Source organism: Grimontia marina, assembly GCF_900060185.1.
Lineage (GTDB): Bacteria > Pseudomonadota > Gammaproteobacteria > Enterobacterales > Vibrionaceae > Enterovibrio > Enterovibrio marinus.
This window is the reverse complement of record NZ_FIZY01000016.1, coordinates 79,201-97,991: the sequence shown is the minus strand read 5'-3', so window position 1 is coordinate 97,991 and position 18,791 is coordinate 79,201. Positions and strand designations below refer to the sequence as shown.

At 47.2% G+C, this 18,791-nt stretch carries 14 protein-coding genes and 1 pseudogene; 9 read left to right on the top strand and 6 right to left on the bottom strand.

The genetic code is table 11. From position 1 onward, the window contains the following. Window positions 1–116 precede the first annotated feature (116 nt). Window positions 117–395, top strand: a pseudogene (locus GMA8713_RS10525) (integrase core domain-containing protein); the annotation flags it as partial. Window positions 396–887: 492 nt separating this feature from the next. Here GMA8713_RS10525 and GMA8713_RS10520 read toward each other — a convergent pair. Further along, a complete protein-coding gene (locus GMA8713_RS10520; protein ID WP_062709025.1) occupies window positions 888–2,891 on the bottom strand; it encodes a methyl-accepting chemotaxis protein in 2,004 nt (667 codons plus the stop codon). 444 nt (window positions 2,892–3,335) lie between these two features. On the opposite strand from GMA8713_RS10520, the gene hinT reads away from it, so the two are divergent. The 8 genes from hinT (at window position 3,336) to GMA8713_RS10480 (ending at window position 10,262) form a co-directional block, all read left to right on the top strand. Beyond that, window positions 3,336–3,686, top strand: coding sequence for a purine nucleoside phosphoramidase (gene hinT, locus GMA8713_RS10515; protein ID WP_062709022.1), 351 nt, complete (start codon window positions 3,336–3,338; stop codon window positions 3,684–3,686). Beyond that, window positions 3,686–5,128 carry a COG3014 family protein gene (locus GMA8713_RS10510; RefSeq protein ID WP_062709019.1) on the top strand — a complete coding sequence of 481 codons (1,443 nt, stop codon included), beginning with the start codon at window positions 3,686–3,688 and terminating at the stop codon, window positions 5,126–5,128. Before hinT ends, GMA8713_RS10510 begins: the two co-directional genes overlap by 1 nt. Beyond that, window positions 5,128–5,514: a YcfL family putative periplasmic lipoprotein gene (locus GMA8713_RS10505; protein ID WP_062709016.1), complete on the top strand. Its 387-nt coding sequence runs from the start codon at window positions 5,128–5,130 to the stop codon at window positions 5,512–5,514. Before GMA8713_RS10510 ends, GMA8713_RS10505 begins: the two co-directional genes overlap by 1 nt. Window positions 5,515–5,536: 22 nt before the next feature. Further along, a complete protein-coding gene (lpoB, locus tag GMA8713_RS10500) occupies window positions 5,537–6,130 on the top strand; it encodes a penicillin-binding protein activator LpoB (protein WP_062709013.1) in 594 nt (197 codons plus the stop codon). Window positions 6,131–6,133: 3 nt separating this feature from the next. Beyond that, the gene (locus GMA8713_RS10495; protein ID WP_062709011.1) at window positions 6,134–6,985 is read left to right on the top strand and encodes a phosphotransferase; all 852 of its coding nucleotides are present in this window, start codon (window positions 6,134–6,136) and stop codon (window positions 6,983–6,985) included. A gap of 20 nt (window positions 6,986–7,005) precedes the next feature. Further along, the gene (locus GMA8713_RS10490; protein ID WP_062709008.1) at window positions 7,006–7,857 is read left to right on the top strand and encodes a DUF6279 family lipoprotein; all 852 of its coding nucleotides are present in this window, start codon (window positions 7,006–7,008) and stop codon (window positions 7,855–7,857) included. 210 nt (window positions 7,858–8,067) lie between these two features. Further along, window positions 8,068–8,607, top strand: a complete 540-nt coding sequence (gene ycfP, locus GMA8713_RS10485) for an alpha/beta hydrolase YcfP (protein ID WP_062709006.1) — start codon at window positions 8,068–8,070, stop codon at window positions 8,605–8,607. Between the two features lie 362 nt (window positions 8,608–8,969). Then, window positions 8,970–10,262: an NAD(P)/FAD-dependent oxidoreductase gene (locus GMA8713_RS10480; protein ID WP_062709003.1), complete on the top strand. Its 1,293-nt coding sequence runs from the start codon at window positions 8,970–8,972 to the stop codon at window positions 10,260–10,262. A 44-nt stretch (window positions 10,263–10,306) separates the two neighbouring features. On the opposite strand, the gene GMA8713_RS10475 is transcribed toward GMA8713_RS10480, so the two are convergent. The 5 genes from GMA8713_RS10475 to GMA8713_RS10455 form a co-directional block, all read right to left on the bottom strand. Continuing rightward, window positions 10,307–12,691 carry a bifunctional diguanylate cyclase/phosphodiesterase gene (locus GMA8713_RS10475; RefSeq protein WP_062709000.1) on the bottom strand — a complete coding sequence of 795 codons (2,385 nt, stop codon included), beginning with the start codon at window positions 12,689–12,691 and terminating at the stop codon, window positions 10,307–10,309. 449 nt (window positions 12,692–13,140) lie between these two features. Then, window positions 13,141–13,695, bottom strand: a complete 555-nt coding sequence (locus tag GMA8713_RS10470) for a GNAT family N-acetyltransferase (protein ID WP_062708997.1) — start codon at window positions 13,693–13,695, stop codon at window positions 13,141–13,143. 104 nt (window positions 13,696–13,799) lie between these two features. Next, window positions 13,800–14,624 (bottom strand): peptidoglycan binding protein CsiV, encoded by an 825-nt coding sequence (locus tag GMA8713_RS10465; protein ID WP_062708984.1) that lies wholly within the window; start codon window positions 14,622–14,624, stop codon window positions 13,800–13,802. Between the two features lie 35 nt (window positions 14,625–14,659). Next, window positions 14,660–18,124: a transcription-repair coupling factor gene (mfd, locus tag GMA8713_RS10460; protein WP_062708981.1), complete on the bottom strand. Its 3,465-nt coding sequence runs from the start codon at window positions 18,122–18,124 to the stop codon at window positions 14,660–14,662. Window positions 18,125–18,136: 12 nt separating this feature from the next. Continuing rightward, window positions 18,137–18,703 carry a PilZ domain-containing protein gene (locus GMA8713_RS10455; RefSeq protein WP_062708978.1) on the bottom strand — a complete coding sequence of 189 codons (567 nt, stop codon included), beginning with the start codon at window positions 18,701–18,703 and terminating at the stop codon, window positions 18,137–18,139. Between the last annotated feature and the right edge of the window lie 88 nt (window positions 18,704–18,791).

Sequence of the window (18,791 nt, the reverse complement as noted above, 5' to 3'; positions counted from 1 at the left end):
TCGGTGCTATGATGGCCATTACTCAGTCCTTTTTGTGGGTTTTCTCTGTTTGGCGATAGATCAGATCGCGCAAACTGGACTGAGTTTCTCTTACCTTTGAGATCTACTATTAGGAACAGCTATTTAGCGCTGAGTTTACTCAGAGATTAATCGACCATGATGTACGGATAAGCATGGATGGGAAAGGACGCTGGGTCGACAACGTGTTCATCGAGCGATTATGGCGTAGCTTGAAATATGAGGAGGTTTACTTAAAAGCCTATACCACCCCCCGAGAAGCTGAACTTGAAATCGGCCACTACATGGTGTTCTATAACGAAGAGCGTAACCATCAGGGACTCAATGACCTTACTCCTGATGAAGCCTACTTCGGCAGGCAAAGATACGCAGCATGAGCGGGATCAAACACTTAAAAAATTAGCTTGTGTGTCCAACCAATGGGGTCCACTTCTCATCAATGTGTTCAATTCGAGGCAAATTTCGCGAGGAATAGTCGTTCTATTTCCTTGGAGTTTAACGAAGAAGTGGGCGTAATGATGGCCTCCCTTCGGGTGAGTTGACTGACGCCGTGCTCATTGTTGTTCCTTTTAGATGGAGATGAAGACACCTGCAAAGGAACGCCGCGATCACAACGCCAGTCAAACTCGCTGAATTCTGCATCTTCAGGTTATTTGGGCATAAGTCCTTTTAAATATGCCTATAAATGTATTATTTGTTAGTGAGGTGAGCAAAAACGTGAGAAGAGGAGCGCAGAAACGGCGTTACGTTTTATTGTCTGCTATCAGTAACGGCAATTGCGAAGAAATTATCTGGAAGCTGATGGAAATTTAAAGTGGGCAATAGAAAAGCGGACTCAAGGTCCGCTTTTTTCCGCTTGAAGGTTTTACTTATACAGTGAAACGATGAACCAGTTCGTTTTGCGTAACGGCTTGGTGGTCGAGTCTCTCACTTGCACCTGCCACATCCTGCATGGCGGTGTAGCTGCTGTCGGCGATAAAGCTGATATGTTCAACGTTACGGGCAATGTCAGCAGACGTGGTGCTTTGCTCTGAAGCTGCTTGAGCAATTTGGCTGCTCATATCACTGATCATCATAATGATAGCTTCAATTTCTTCCATTGCAGAGTTTGCGTCAGAAGCTTGGGAAACACTGTTGCTCATTTCTTCCACACATTCCTGCATCACTAAAACCGCCTGACTCGATTGGGTCTGCAGTTTGCTAATCATGTCTTCAATCTCGGAGGTTGAATCAGAGGTACGCTTTGCCAGAACGCGAACTTCATCTGCAACCACGGCAAAACCTCGGCCTTGCTCGCCAGCGCGCGCAGCCTCAATAGCGGCGTTAAGCGCTAACAGATTGGTCTGGTCAGCGATGTTGCTGATCACGTCTAGAATAGTTTCTATGCTTGCGGTCATCTCCTGAAGTGAAGAAACCACAGCAACAGAATCATCCAGGCGGCTTGAAAGCTGGTGGGTAGTGCTGATGTTGCGGGTCATGATTTCACGACCTTTAGTCGCTGCATCGCTCACTTCCATCACTTTATCCATGGTGTGGCGTGCACTATTTGCAACGTCTTGCACTGAGTGCTCCATTTGAGTCATGGCAGCCGCAACGGCGGTAGTTTGCTGGCGCTGCTCATTAAGCTGTGCTTTCGCCGTCTGTGTGGTCGACTGGTTGGCTGCTGCTACCTCGGCTTGCTCTTCGGCGGCATCGCGGAGTTGTCGCAGAATGCCTTGAAGGTTTGAAGCTAGAGTATTGATGTGGTCTGCCAGTTGGCCAAATTCGTTGTGCTCCTTCACCTCGATGCGCTGTGTCATGTCACCTTTAGTGATGGCTTCCAGAACAGTTAGGGTACTACTCAAAGGCTTACGAACACTTCGTGCAATGTGCCAGCCGATGAAGACTGTGATAGCAAGAATCAAAGCACCAATGAAGATAGTCTGGCGCACGCCGTTTTCAAAGGTGTCATTTGCTTGGGTAATGGACGCAGACATTACGCTTTCTGCCTGACCACGGAATTGGTCGAGAATGTCAATCGCCTTATCAACTTCTGCAGCCAAATTACCGATGTTGGTATAAAGCTCGTTGGTTGCAACAAGGTAGGCGTAGTGCTGGTCAAGCACACCACCTTCACGGCTAACATCGCGGGTAAAGGCATCAATGTCATTCTGAAATTTCTCTTTCAACTCCGGAAGCTGCGAGGTCAGCGAGCGGAAGGAGTAGTTCAGTTGTTTCACACTGCGGCGGTTGCCGTTCATGGCTTTCTCAACATCAGCCAATTTGTTACTGGCCAGCGCATCAGATGTGTGAGTTTCTGTTTCCTGAAGCTTTTTGAAGTAGGTTTTCGAGATGATTTTAAGTGTCGTCGAACCATTGTTGGCTACAAAGTCCTGCATGCCAAGTGCAAGTGCTGTGTTCATGCGCTGGAATTGACGAGCCGCGGTGACGCCTTCTTCTTTTGCCGTTTGCTGACGTTGGAAGTTCCCAATGGCAATAGATGCTTCTGCAAAGTAGCGTTTTTCGATTTCGCGTAGCGACTCCAGTTGACTTTCGAGGCCTTCCTGACCGGAAGAGGCTTGGTAAAGGTTGTTTAGCGCATTATCAAAACGTTGTCTTGCTAATTCAAAGTTTTCCAGTACCTGTTCGCTTTGCGATCCGTTACTGCTGGTCAGGAAGTCTTTGAAAATTTTATCTGCAGCGAGAAGGCTAACACTGGTTTCGTTGGATAAGGAAACTAAGGGGAGAGCTTCTGACGTCACGACCTCTAGTTGTTGGTGTATGTCCTGAGAGCTTTTAAGATTGAGTGTGTTGGTTGCAACCAGACTGACTGCGAGTACCGCAAAGCCGGCATACATCCGACGAATCACAGAGCTTTGTCGTTTTTTAGCCATTTATATTCCTCCCACCAGTGGTTAACTGATGTCTCCCGAAACGCGAGTTCAAAGCAAAAGAAAAGGAACCCGCTTAATGATGACGCCAATGGTTATTCTTCTATCACGTTCTATGCTGGCCGATTATCTGCCAGCAGACTCGCTTGTTCTAACACATTGCTTTTCTTGTCATCCGCCAGTATTTCAAAAACTTTAAACTTAAAAAGGTCATTACTTTCTAACCTTTGAAGTGAGACGCAAATTTGTTGAGATAGTGGTTAATAAACAGCTAGTGGCTGATAACTGAAGCTGAAAGCTGCTTAAAGGTAGGACTGAAATTGTTACTTAAAATGAATATTTGAGGTATTGGTGAATAAAGCCGATAAAAAACACTGTTCATTATTGCTCAAACTCTATGTCTCTAGCATACTTACAGCTCTGTAACTGATTCATTTGGAGTTGCCCGTGGCTGAAGAAACCATATTCAGTAAAATCATTCGTAAGGAAATCCCAGCTGACGTTGTTTACCAAGACGATCTAGTAACCGCATTCCGAGATATCAACCCTCGTGCTCCAAGCCATATTCTTATCATTCCTAACAAGTTGATCCCGACCGTTAACGATGTTGAAGCGGAAGACGAAGTGGCGTTGGGGCGGATGTTCACCGTGGCGCGTAAATTGGCAGCGGAAGAAGGTATTGCAGAGGATGGCTACCGTCTGATCATGAACTGCAACAATCACGGTGGCCAAGAGGTTTATCATATTCACATGCATTTGGTAGGTGGTCGCCCTCTGGGACCAATGCTGATTGGTTAATGATTAGAAAGTTCTCCTTGGCTCTCGCTGACAGGCGAAGAGCCAATTTTTCATTTGCAAAGAAATTGGTGGCATTCAGTCTGGCGCTTAGTTTGGTTGGATGCGCCAACCTTTCTGCACAGGCGCTGTTCAGCCATTATTCTACTGCATTGCAACAACCAAACGCTTTGGTTGCGCAAGGCGAATACCAACAAGCATTGGAGCAGTTACCGGATTCGCCAGATGGTGAAATTCTCGATGGTATGGAAAAAGGGCGTCTATCTCTGCTTTCCGGTAATCTTGAGCAAAGTAAAGTCGCGCTGGAACAAGCAGATTTAGCAGCAACGGAACAACAAGACAAAGCGATTATCCAACTCTCTAAAGGTGTTGATCAGTTAGGCGCTTTGGTGACTAATGACAATATGATCACCTACGTGCCGCCGGACTATGAGTTGGGTTTTCTTCATTTGTACTTGATGCTGAATTACTTGCAGGAAAATGATCTGCAAGGCGCTTTGGTTGAAGCGAGACGCGCTAATCAGGTTCAGGAACGTGCGAAGAAGCTGCGTGAGGGTGAGCTTCTTAATGCCTCAAAAACAGCATCGCAAAATGGCATTGCCGATAATGTTGGTGCGGTTCTGTCAAAGTACCCATCAGCGGGTAATCTACTAGGCTCAGTACAAAACGGCTATCTATTTTATCTCTCCGCGCTTCTCTACGAAGCGGAAGGTAATCTTAATGGTGCTTTTATTGATTACAACCGTGCGCTGGCCGTAGAACCTGACAATCAATTTATTGCAGATGCTGCGAAACGGGTGGCTTTTCGTCAGGGGCGACGCGATGAACTGAAATTGCTTGAGAAAAAATACGGTAAGTATCAACGCCCGGACAGCACTAAGGGTCAGTTGGTCGTATTAAATGAACAAGGCGTAGTGAATGCACGAGACTTCTGGCGATTGCCACTTTGGCTGTCTGACAGCAGAGGTAACCTCGAAGCGCATACAGTCAGTCTCCCGTACTATCGTTCTCATAGCGTTGCACCTCAAAGAGCTTTAACCGTGGATGGTCAGTCGGTAAAGCCAGAACAACTGGCGAATGTGAACGGTATGGCGCAAAACGCATTGAGTGAAGCGATGCCTGCAATGGCAGTAAGGCAAATCCTGCGCGTTGTGGCGAAAAATGAGATGCGTAAGTCTTTGTCAGAAAATGACGAAAGTGGCATTGGCAATCTCGTCGTCAACATTTTTAATGTTTTGAGCGAGCAACCGGATACAAGAAGCTGGCAGACTTTGCCTGAAAGTGCAGGCGTTTACAGCGGGTTTTATTCTAAAGGTCAGCACACAGTCAACACTGACGGACAATCAATTAACGTAACCATCGAATCAGGAAAAATCACGTTAGTTTGGCTTTCCAGGCAGGGCGGTCAAGTGGTTCATTGGCAGGGGATATTAGGAGGCATATGATGAAATATGCAGCAGTTCTGTTATCAGCAAGTATGTTGCTGGCGGGTTGTGCGAACAACGCAGCTGGCATCAGTATAGATAGCAGTAATCAGAATGTGGTGTTAGGAAATTCGGTGTTGGCGAAAAACCTCGAATTTGGCAACGCGAAAACCAGTGTCGTGAATGAGCGACTGCTTGCTCAGGTGATGGTGACCAATAAGAGTGATGAGTCCCAAAACCTGCAATACCGCTTTAACTGGTATGACGCTCAGGGTCTTGAAGTAGACAGCGGCAAGTCTCCGTGGCGCCAGTTTATCGTTTACGGTGGGGAATCCGTGACACTTCAAGGTGTGGCGCTGAACCCAAATGCGAAGAACTTCCGTGTCTCGCTCAGAAATATTCAATGACTATAACGAAATAGGTAAGCCAATGAAAAAAAGCCTAATTGTGCTCGTGGGTGCTGCAGCGCTCATCTTGGGTGGGTGTGCTAAGCAGGTGAGCTATGGTGATGCTCAGGAAGTGGAAACGACGACGATAGATTTCGGCTCGACCGACCTGCAAAAAATCGCGGTAGAGATGACAGACAGCATGCTGTCCTCTGGCTCGGTATCTTTTATCACCCGCAACGAACGTCCCATCGTGTTTGTTGAGTCAATCAAGAACAAAACCGCTGAGCACATTGATACTGAATCAATCACTGACACTATCAGCACCCGCCTGATTAACTCAGGTAAATTCCGCTTTGTTGACATGAACCGCGTTGAAGCTGTTCGCGAGCAATTGGACTTCCAAAATAACGATGCGCTGGTTAACCCAGGCACTGCCATTCAGTTCGGTAAAATGGTTGGTGCTCAGTACATGCTGTACGGCAACCTTTCCAGCATTAACAAGCAAGACGGCAGCGATAAAGACGTTTATTACAAAATGACAATGCGTCTGATGGATTTGGAAACTGGCCTGATTGAATGGGCAGACGAAACTGAAATCCGTAAGAAGCAGTCTAAGTCTCTGATTGGATGGTAATCATTGCTTTCCGCTGATGAAAAAGAAAAGGCCGCGGTCATAGAAAGACTGTGGCCTGATTTTATTGTGGCACAGGCAGAGTTTCTTGAAGGTGGATTGAGCAACCGGTGCATGAAGCTGACCTCGGAAGACGGCAGACAATTTGTTTGGCGCCCGGAAGCGGCTTCTGTCAAAGCGTTTGGTTTGAGCCGTGACAGTGAGTTTGAAGCCTTAAGGGTTGCGGCAAAAGCAGGTTTAGCCGCGCAGCCGGTAAAGCGCTATCCAGAGGGGTTACTTAACCCCTGGATTGAGGGAGATACCATGACCGAGGCATCGTTGAGCGTTGCAGCCAGCCTGCAAGCCAAAATTCATGAACTTCCCCCCCTCTCTAATGTTTTTGATCCTTTCGATAAAGGACTGGTTTATTTCGATAGCCTATCTGAAGCATCAAAGACTGATTCATTGAATGCGGTCCATGGACACTTCCAGAACCATCGATTTACTTCCGGCTTCCCGCTTACCACTTGCCATTACGACTTGGGTTACTACAACCTCATTAGCCAGAAAGGCGGCAAAATCAAAGTCATTGATTGGGAATATGCGGCATTAGGCGATCCGACGATGGATTTGGTGATGACTTCTCTCGCAAATGGATTAGATCTTGAAACCTTGGTGAATCGATACTGTCAAATTAGGCGTATCAACTCTGTCGCTGATTGGCAGGACGCCTGCAGAACTTGGCAACCGGTGGCAGGCTACTTAGGAGCGCTATGGTATGCATTGGGTTATGAGCTCTTTGGTGAAGAAATTTATCAGGAAAGGAGCACCTTTTTTTTAAAGCAACTTGAACCACTTATCGAGAAAAAACTAAGTTAGGTTAAGGGAGAGTGAGGGAAATGAAACTCGGTAAATCTTCAGTTAGACATTTTTTCTTGTCACTGGTCGCCGTGTTTCTGCTTTCTGCCTGCACTAACCAGTTTGCGTATAACACTCTTCCTTTTTGGATTGATTATTACCTTTCCGACTACATCGATACCACACCAGCACAGCAAAAGCAGCTTGATGCAGACTTGGAAAAGTTTCATGAATGGCATCGTCAAAACGAGCTGCCCAAAATTCAGGCCCTGCTAAACAAACTTGAAGCTGATATGGCAAAGCCTATGTCTTACTCCCGGATTGGCGACTATCACCACCTCGTTAACGCTCGTATCAAGGGCTCGTTGGAAGGGCTGACACCAACTCTGGTGAATTTGATTTCATCGATGAGTGATGAGCAGGCGCAGATTTGGCTCGATATGGTCAACAAAAATATCGAAGAAGCGATCAAGGAAGCCAATGAAGGCAGTGAAGACGAGCAGCGGGTGCGCCGGCAGGAGCGTTTAGTCGAGCGGGCCGAATTCTGGGTGGATTCGGTTAATGCTAAACAGAAGAAGCAGTTTCTAGAGATGGCGGGTTACCAAATTGGAATGCGCCCAGTATTTTACTCGATTCGCGACGAACTGATGACTGAGCTAGAGGGGATTTTGATGGATCGTTATACCTCAGACCTTGGTGACCGTATTAATGCCTATTTTGCCCATCTGATTGCTTTCCAAAGTGAGCAATATGAAAACGATATGGCACTGTATTTAGCTAGGCGTTACGAGTTGTTGCAGCGCCTGGATCGTCATCTGTCAGAGAAGCAACGAACCACGATGCGTAAAAAGCTTGCCTCTTACAGCGAAGACATTACTGCTGTTCTGAACTAGTGTGGCCTGATAATCGCCTATTCGTCTCAAAACCTTGAGCCGCTTCCGTCTTTCTGCCTTAACCCTTAATAATGTGGGTGATTGAATGTTAGTATTTCTGTACCAAGTTTCTTGAACCCGCTGGTTTTTCGGTTCAATGCCATTTAATGCGGTTAGCTTGGGAAAAGATTAAAAGCTGGGTAAACCAGCAACGAGTGAGAGGGACTTTTAGTGATTATTTATCTTCACGGCTTTGACTCAAACAGCCCGGGAAACCACGAAAAGGTCATGCAACTTCAGTTTATTGACCCAGACGTTCGCTTTATCAACTACAGCACACTTCATCCTAAGCACGATATGCAGCACCTTCTCAAAGAAGTGAGCAAACAAATGGAAATGTCAGACGACAAGTCTCCGCTAATTTGTGGCGTAGGGCTTGGCGGTTTCTGGTCCGAGCGCATCGGCTTTCTCAGTGGTATCAAGCAGGTGATATTCAATCCGAACCTGTTCCCACAGGAAAATATGGAAGGCCGAATCGATCGTCCTGAGGAGTATGCTGATATTGCGACCAAATGTGTTGAGAGCTTCCGAACCAAAAACGCTGGCCGTTGTATGGTGGTATTGTCAAAAGAAGATGAAATCTTGGATAACACCCGTTCCGAAGAAGTGTTGAGCCCGTATTATGACATCGTCTGGGACGACACACAGATGCATAAGTTCAAAAGTATCTCCCATCACCTGCAGGCAATGAAAGCGTTCAAAGATACATAACATTTCGTCTACGCGGTTAAAGAGCATCAGTTGTCAAGTCTGGTGCTCTTTTCTCATCAGTCTCACATGTTTTCGCTTCATTTAGAGATATATAAATTGATTGAGATCAAGTGACCTGTATAATGGTTTCAAAAAAAATGAGCACCATGTCATAAAAATGCAGGTGTCAGCGTGCGACAAATACTCAAATACAAAATGCACGTTTATAACGTTGAAAACAAAAGATCTTTACCTCTCCAAACGATATTTATAACCGACGGAATACGAAGGTTGTTTAAACACATTTTCTTTCATCACGCGATCTCTTCATCGTGGGGTGTAGCCCAATTTTTTCGTATTTAAATCATGGTGAGGAATTAATCGTGACCAAAATTATTGTAATCGGTGGCGGTGCCGGCGGCCTTGAATTGGCAACCAAACTAGGACGCACTCTTGGACGTAAAGGACGCGCCAAGGTCACTCTTGTCGATCGTAAAGCAAGTCATCTCTGGAAGCCTCTTCTACATGAAGTTGCTACCGGTTCTCTTGACGAAGGCGTAGATGCAATCAGCTATCGCGCACACGCAAAAAATCACTATTTCGATTTCCAACTCGGCAGCTTGTCTGGTATTGACCGTGACAACAAAACCATCAAACTGGCGGCGTTGCACGACGACGAAGACGGCGAATTACTGATGCCTGAGCGTGAGTTGAGTTATGACATTCTGGTTATGGCAATCGGTTCAACCTCCAATGACTTTAACACTGAAGGTGTCCGCGATAACTGTATATTCCTGGACAGCCCAGAACAGGCCCGCCGTTTCCGCAACGAAATGAATAACGAGTTCCTGAAACTGCATGCGAAATCCGGAAATGGTAAGGTTGATATAGCGATAGTGGGTGGTGGTGCGACGGGCGTCGAGCTTTCTGCAGAACTGCACAATGCTATTAAAGAGCTTCACAACTACGGCTTCCAGGATCTGGATAGCTCCAAGCTTAACGTAACTTTGGTTGAAGCAGGCGAGCGTATTCTTCCAGCTTTGCCTCCACGTATTTCTGGCGCGGCACAGCAGGAACTGATTAAGCTGGGTGTGAATGTTCGTACTGCAACTATGGTTGTCAAAGCGGAAGAAGATGGTTTGGTAACCAAAGATGGTGACAAGATCCCTGCACAAATCATAGTGTGGGCGGCGGGTATCAAGGCGCCTGATTTCCTGAAAGATATTGCCGGTCTTGAAACAAACCACATTAACCAGTTAGTGGTGAAATCAACACTGCAAGCTACCCGCGACGAAGACATCTTCGTTATTGGTGATTGTGCAGCTTGCGAGCAACCAGACGGTACTATGGTTCCGCCTCGTGCGCAGTCTGCTCACCAGATGGCTAGTCGTTGTTTCTCAAACATCGTAGCGAAAGTCACTGACCGTGAACTTAAGCCTTACATCTACAAGGACCACGGCTCATTGGTTTCACTGAGTCGTTTCTCTACAGTTGGTAGCTTAATGGGTAACCTGACCCGCGGTTCGATGATGGTGGAAGGCCGTCTGGCGCGGGTGGTTTACATCTCACTTTATCGCATGCACCAGATCGCTTTGCACGGCGTAATTAAAACAGGTCTGATGATAGTGGTGAGCCGTATTAACCGCGTGCTTCGCCCTTCCCTGAAACTGCATTAATTTCAGAACCCAGAGAGCAATAAGCTGCCGAATGGCAGCTTTTATTATGCCTGAGCCAAATTCGGTTTTAACAAGAATGGCGCAGTGACCTTAGGTGTCTCATGCCGCCCTTCAAGGCGTTTAGGCATCTTACATGCGGGGTGCCAGTGGATAAGGTCTTCAACCGGCAACGGGCGCGATTTCAGGTAACCCTGAATTGAAACGTCACCTTGATGGGTTAACCATTCCAACTGCTCTTCGGTTTCTACACCTTCTGCAACAACATCCATTTCGAGCGTTCTTGCCAACTGAATCATTGCAGCACAAAGCTTGGTTGAGCTTTTGTCTGAATCGGTCACATTGGTGATAAAGTGACGATCAATTTTAATCACATCAAAGACATACTCGCCTAAAAGTGACAGTGAAGAGTAGCCAGTCCCAAAGTCATCCAGATAGAGCCTGACTCCTGCTTTTCTTAATGACTGCAAAGCCTGTGCACTGGCTTGTTCATCTTCCATTAATGTTGATTCGGTGATTTCTAACCCTAGCTTGTAAGGCGTAATGTTATTCTGCTTGATAAGTGTTTCAACGAAACTGATGAAAGCAGGAGAAACTAATTGTTTCGCAGAGACATTGACCGTGATCCCTGGGTAATTGAAGTCGTTGGACTGCGCTTGCCAGTATCCAAGTAGCTGGCAAACTTGGGCTAGTACCCAGCGTCCAATGATGTGAATTTGATTTGTGTCTTCTGCGATAGGGATGAATGTCATAGGAGATATGGCACCAATTTCTGGGTGCTGCCAGCGAAGCAGAGATTCGAAATGGAGTACATTTTCGCCTTTGCAAATAGGTTGGTATACTAACGACAGTTGGTTGAGCTCAAGCGCATAACCCAAATCTTGCTCTATGTTGAAACGCTGTTGGGCTTTCTCCAGCATATCACTGTGAAAAAAGGTAACCGAAGCACCACTTTCTTTTGCATGGTACATGGCGATATCCGCTTGTTGGATAATGTCCAAAAGGGTAAAGCCATGATCTCTGATGGTTGAAATACCTACGCTTGCGCCAATTTGAATGTCATGACCATCAATAAGATAAGGTTGGTTAATCGCATCAAGGTAAACGTTGGCGCTTCTGTACGCACCTTCCTGTGTGATCACATCTGCAAGACAAACGACAAACTCATCACCTCCAAAACGGAACACTCTGTTTGGAGTTTGAGTAGCCAAGAACAGTCGATCGGCGACGGATTGCAAGAGTTTGTCTCCAACAAGATGCCCCAGAGAATCATTAACATTTTTAAACCTGTCTAAATCAATAAAGAGAATCGAGAATCCAAAACTCTCTACATTCCTTAGCCTCGACTGCTCTTTCTCTAAGCGTTTTTCAAGAGCAAGGCGGTTGCTTAGTGAGGTGAGGTTGTCATGATAAGCCTGAAAGCGCAGCTTCTTGGTCTGTTCTTTGACCAATTGGTTAGCCAGCGTAAGTCGGCTGGAGTATGACCATATGCAGAAACTGGTGGCGATGGTGAGCAAGAAGCCCAATACCGTCATCACCAAACTGTAGCGGTAACTGAAAAGGTGATTTTCCCCCGAAGTAAACGTTAACCATACACCTTCTTCACTGCCGGGAATCCTGATTAGGTGTTCCGTAGTAAATGTATTCTCGCTGTCTATTTCTTTGTTAGGCAGTGATTGGAACAGTAAAGCGTCTTTGTCTTCATTGCTGCTGAATTCGGGTCTGAGTGAAATCTGGAGATCATTCAGAGTGCTGTAGTTAGGCCAGATCGCAGAAAAAAAACTGTCGAAGTAGATGGAGGTGACCAGATAGCCCCTCAATTCATCATTGAGGATCACAGCTGAAAACAAGCGAATACCGTGGGTGCCTTCTTCATCAAAAAAGCTGGCTTCAGGTTTTCGCTGGAAAAATGCACGCTCCATAGCATGAGCAAACTGACATTGTGACTCTGCTCGCCAGCCAATATAGTTCTCCACTTGGTTCTGAGGAGAAACATACAACACAGGAAAAGCATAATCGCTTAATGCCCAAGAGCATTGATAATCGGGCTGAGGATAGGTTTGATAGCCGTTGTAAGTGCCACCTTCATTTCTCACAACCCGGTTTTCAAAGTCCTTGATGTAGTCTTTAAAGACTTTTGGAAGCCAAAATACCGAATGAATGCCGGATTCTTCGCGGGTGCGGCTGGCAAGAAACTGTTGAAATTTCCTCTTACTCAGGGTTTTGTCGGTCTGGAAGTAAAGCTGCGCGGAAAGCTGCAACTCGTGGAAAGAGTGAAGCGCTTTTTCCAAGCCCTTTAGACGTTGCTCAATCAGTGTGTTGAAGGCACTCTGTTGACGCTTTTCGTCGATTTGATAAACAGCGAAACCGCTGCACAAAGCTGCAACTGTACCAACAACGAACACGATCCAGTGAAGATTTCTGGAGAACATTACTTCTAGTCAGTTAATTGTTAATAGAGTTGATTATAAGGACGGCTGTTACGGTTACTTTTAGAATTTATGACAGTTCGATGACTGGGGTTTTACTTGGAGGCTGCTCAATAAATACTGTATGTTCATGGGTTTGTTTCACATATTTCCACGAGAAGACACTAGGGGCTGTTGACCTTTGGTGATGATTTTTGCAGCAGTTTGTGGGGATTTTATGCAAGGCAGAGGCTTCGATGTGTAGCTAGCCTACATGAGAAGCCGATAACGCAGCAGAAATTCCCCACAAACGCTGCCCGAAGGGTTCGACTGCGCGTCCCGTACTCTAAGCGTTTTATGCTTTGTTGAGGTGTATTTGCTTAGATTGACTAGGCGGCACACACCTCGCCGCGCCTAAAAACGCTTATAGCGAGAACAAAATTTAACCACCAAAGATCAACAGCCCCTAGGTTTCAACAGAGGATATCGTCAGGAGTCAGGCTGTATACAAGGCCTTCGCGCGCCTCACCATCATACATGTAGCGATTTCGTGCACGGCACTCAAAGGTTGCGCGGAGCTTTTCTGCAATTCGGATGCTGGTTTCGTTGGCAGGATCCATCACTAATTCCAGCCGGGTCAACAACAGGTGTCCAAAGGCGAGGGTAGCTGCCACTTCCGCGGCTTCCAAAGCGTATCCTCTGCTCTGGAATTTAGTCGCAATCCAGTATCCGAGGTTTGCCATATTGGCGACGCTGTCGATACTGGAAACGTAGACACAACCGACGAGTTCACCGGTTTCGATTTCAAATGCTGCCAATTCAAAGCTTGTACCAGTTAACCAACCCTGACGGCTACGATTTATCCATGCTTCAGCGTCTATTTCGTCGAACCCTTCATGACACCAATCCAACCATGGACTTATCGTGTCAGCAGACTCCGAAATCGCTTTTTGCAGAGGTAAGACGTCCACCTGCTTGAGAGCGCGGAGAATCAGACGTTCGGTTTGGAATTCGAGGTTTGCTTGCATCGTTAGCCTAACGTGTTGGTGTTTTTATAGTTTTGGTTAAAATTCTGGAAAAAACAACGCCCTCAAATGAGGGCGCTATAGAAAATTCTGATTTACCTTAGCGTTTATTCGACTCGGGTAACCTGAATAATCAGACCCATCAGTGGGTGATCCAGATAATGGATTTCACCGCTTCTCATACGGCGTTTTTGCTCGAAAGCATAAGAGTTGAGGTATTTTTCCACTGAGTAAGTGCGTTCCAGCTTTTGAAGCCCAGTCAGTGCACTACCTTCAGTTACCGCAGCAATATCTGAGCCTTCAGCAGTGATGCCTTCCACTTCGGTTGCCGCTTGGTTATCAATAGGAACCGGAACAGCCTGAACTTCCTTCAGCACTTTACGCTCGCCTGGCTCACGAAGAGCAAGGTCGGTTTCAATGAACAGGTAGTGCTGAACGTACACACGAATAAAGCCATCCAGCTCATACATTGGGCCGCTGACTTTGTCTGTTGGCTGATATCCATCTGGTGCAGACTCACTGGCCAGCAAAGGGGCATCTTTTGATGTGCCATCGGTGTAGAAGCTATCACCAAAGTTACGACCTGCGGTAAAGCGCAGTTTTGGCATTGCGCCACGACCACCATCGTTTTGGCGCCAAGCAACGTGAGCCAAAGGTTTGAACCCAGCATGGTTAGCCAGTCGGTTATACTCAGCGTTCAGCTGCCATTGGCTTTTCGGTAAAAGTTGCAGACCGCGACTTGCAAGTGTTTCTTTATCGAATACTGAGACAGCACCACTGAGGTTGATGTCCGGCTGCGCATCCGGCCAGTTTTCCTGAACAGCATCAGGACTCTGGTTGCGCTTGAATACGATCACTTCAACGTCAAACCAACGTTCTGCGAAAGAAGGCCAGCTAATGACACACAGCAGCAGGATAATCAGCTTTTTCAAAGCATTACTCCGTTTTAAAAGCCAGTTGCCTTGTTCTAGGCAACCAATAAATTCTCGGCAAATTGGTTTAATAATGTTTCGATAAACTCAACCCGCTCACGGCGATCAGTGAGCGATTCGACGATTTTGAGTTTGGTTGGTCCTTCGAAACGATAACGGCTTGGGTGGGATTGTAACAGACCCACCAGGAAGCCGGGATCAATTTGGGCGTTTTGAGTAAACTCGATCACACCGCCTTTGTCGTGTGCGTCGATCTTACGTACGCCCAGTTTCGCTGCATCCAGTTTGAGCTGCTGTACTTTGAGCAAATTATTCGCTGCATCAGGCAGTAAGCCGAAGCGATCAATCAATTCAACGCGCAACTCTTCGATATCATCGGAAGATTTGGTTCCCGCAATACGTTTGTACAGTGACAGGCGCGTATTGACATCCGGGATGTAGCTGTCGGGTAATAATGCCGGAAGTCGGAGCTCTACATCTGTCTGTTGATTAAGAAGATCGTCAAGTGATGGTTCTTTGCCTTCTTTCAATGCTTCAACGGCTTGTTCCAACATTTCCATATACAAGGTGAAACCAATCGACTGAATCTGACCACTTTGCTCATCACCCAGCAGTTCACCTGCACCTCGGATCTCTAAATCGTGGGTCGCCAACGTAAAGCCTGCGCCCAAATCTTCCAGCGAAGCAATGGCTTCAAGACGTTTGACGGCATCTTTGGTCATGCGTTTTGGGTGAGGGGTTAACAAATAGGCGTAAGCCTGATGATGCGAGCGACCGACACGGCCACGAAGCTGATGAAGCTGAGCAAGACCAAGGTGGTCTGCGCGATCCATGATGATGGTGTTAGCCGTCGGAACGTCTATACCGGTCTCAATGATGGTGGTACACACCAACACGTTAAAACGCTGATGATAGAAATCAGACATGATGCGTTCCAGTTCGCGCTCACGCATCTGACCGTGTGCCACAGTAATACGTGCTTCAGGCACCAGCTCTGCCAATTCATCAGCAGTCTTTTCAATCGAATCAATGTCGTTGTGCAGGAAGTAAACCTGACCACCACGCATGATTTCACGGAGCAGTGCTTCACGGATCAGTGATTTCTCGCGCTCTCGAACAAAGGTTTTTATCGCCAGTCGGCGAGAAGGCGGTGTGGCGATAATTGAAAGGTCGCGCATACCGCTCATGGCCATATTCAGGGTTCGCGGAATTGGCGTTGCGGTGAGCGTTAGGATGTCAACGTCCGCACGCATTGCTTTCACTTTCTCTTTCTGGCGCACGCCGAATCTGTGTTCTTCATCGACAATCAACAAACCTAGATCGTGGAACTTCACATCGTTTTGCAGCAGCTTGTGGGTACCGATAAGAATGTCGACTTTACCTTCTGCGCTGTCTGCCAGAATTTGCTTTTGCTCTTTCGCGGACTTAAAGCGGGAAAGTACTTCAACACGCACTGGCAGGTTAGCAAAACGGTCGCGGAAGTTTTCAAAATGCTGTTGGGCGAGCAGGGTAGTCGGCACCAACACTGCCACCTGCTTGCTGTTATTCACCGCAAGGAAAGTGGCACGCATCGCCACTTCGGTTTTACCAAAGCCCACGTCACCACAAACAAGGCGATCCATTGCTATTGGCTGGCACATGTCAGACAGCACGGCATTAATCGCCTGTTTCTGATCGGCGGTTTCTTCAAATGGGAAGCCTGCGCAGAAGTCGAGGTAAGCCTCTCTGTCATGTTTGAACGCAAAGCCCGGTTTGGTGGCGCGCTTGGCGTAAACATCGAGCAGTTCTGCTGCCACATCGCGGACTTTTTCTGCCGCGAGCTTACGGGCTTTCTCCCAAGCTTCACCACCAAGCTTGTGCAGCGGCGCGGTTTCTTCAGCGCCACCACTGTAGCGACTGATCAAGTGCAGTGAAGCAACAGGTACATACAGTTTTGAACCTTGTTGATACTCGAGAGTGACATATTCAGTGGTAATGCCACCGGCTTCCAAGGTTTGCAGACCAAGGTAGCGGCCAACACCATGCTCAAGGTGAACAACAGGCTGTCCAATCTGGAGTTCCGCCAGATTACGGATAATGGTGTCGGAGTTAGTCGTGGCTTTTTTATTGTCACGACGACGTTGCTGAACAACGCGCTCGCCAAGCAGGTTGCTTTCACAAATCAGCGCAAACGAAGGGCTTTCGCATTGGAAGCCGATTTCAGCTGGGCCGACAACCATAGCGAAATTGGTGGGTGTATCGAATGCTTCATTGAGTGACCCACAAACCATTGGGCGAATTTTGATGCGTGCCAGCAGGTCCAGCATGGCTTCGCGGCGACCTTCGGTCTCTACTGAGAAAATGATTTTGCCGGAAAACTCTTCAGTAAATTGTCGCAGCGCGCCCAGTGGTTCTTTGAGCTTCTGATTAACGGTCAGTTCTGGAAGTGGAGTAATGGGCGCGTTGCTTCTGCCTACTTTATCTTCCGTTGAGTCGATTTGAACCTTGATGCGTGGGTAGTTCTTGAATGCACCAAACAGCTCATCAACGTTTTGCCAGATTTCGTTTGGTGGCAGCAACGGGCGAAGTGGATCAACACGGCGCTGGTCATAGCGGTAATCCGCATCGCTCAGAAATTGCTTCGCGGCAGATTCCACATCACCTTTTGTCAGTACCAAGGTGTTCTTTGGCAAGTAGTCGAACAGGGTTTCTGTTTCATCAAAGAACAGGGGTTGCCAGTACTCGATACCGGCCGGCCAGGTTTTCTTACTGACCTGTTGGTAGATAGACTCTGGTTCGCGACGCGCTTCAAACCGTTCACGCCAGCGCCCACGGAATTGCTCAACTGCGTCATCGTCAGTCGGGAATTCGTGAGCAGGCAACAGGTTGATGCTGTCCAGTTCTTGCGTTGAGCGCTGGTTTTCTGGGTCAAATTCGCGGATGGTATCTACTTCATCATCAAAAAAGTCAATACGATAAGGCTGGTTTGAACCCATAGGGAACAAGTCGAGAATCGATCCACGGCTTGCGTATTCACCATGCTCGATGACTTGGTCAACATGACGGTAACCTGAAAGCTCTAGCTGGTAACGCAGTTTTTCCAGTGACAGCAAATCGCCTTTCCGCAGCATCAACGCATGCTGAACCAAGAACGAATGCGGCATAACACGCTGCATCAACGTGCTGACTGGGATCAGCAAGATACCATTGGTTTGCTGCGGTAATTGATACAAGCTCGCGATGCGGTCAGAAATAATATCCTGGTGCGGCGAGAAATTATCGTAGGGCAGGGTCTCCCAGTCTGGGAAAACATGACACTCTCGGCCGGTAAACTGCTGAATCTCTGGCTGAAGCTTGAGGGCGGTTTGGTTATCCTGCACCACCATTAAAATAAACCGGCTCTGCTGTTCGGCAAGGGTAGCAACCGTCAGGGGTAGAGAGGCGCCGATCAGATTAGCGATGACGCGGGTGTCTCCTGCTTTTTCAGGAGCAGGTAAATCAAATAATGCGTTGTTAGTCATGAATTCTGGGGCTTAGCTGTTTCTTTCCAATGCGCGTTGACGGAGCAGTTTTTGCTGTTGGTGAAGCGCTGCGCGGATTAACACGTCTCTGTCTTCTTCCTGAAGGCGGATATATTTCACGCCGACAGCAAACTTACCGTTCTTTTCTTTGCAACCGTAGACGCTACCGTAGCAGTAGATAGCAGATGGCGGGTTCTCAAGAAAGAGCTTCAATCGCAGATGCTGACCTTTCTCGAAAGCTTTTCGTGCAATGAAGGTAAGGCTACTCGCACCGAAAGTTTCTGTTTGATAGCGGAGTTTAGGGTCATCTTGTTGCGATAGCATGAAGCCGAGCAGCAAGTTGATTTTCTGGTTTTGTGCTTGCAGGAATTTTGTCAGCGCCTGGCTGTCATCATGGTGGAGAGTATGAATTTCTTTCTCAACACTACTGTCGAGATCTCCACATTCGCTTGCGATGCGAAAAGCGACAGGAATTTCACGGCCAAACTCGGCTTCAGAAGGTACATGCTCATCATTATCAAGGACCTCAACATTGATCTTGAGGTGCGCATGTACGGAAAAGTATTCGTCCTGGCTCATTTGTATTCCTAAAACCCTGTAGTGCTATTGATTATACCCGTAGTGGCACGATTTACCCAATCAGCCTGTTGAAGAAGTGTTTATTTTC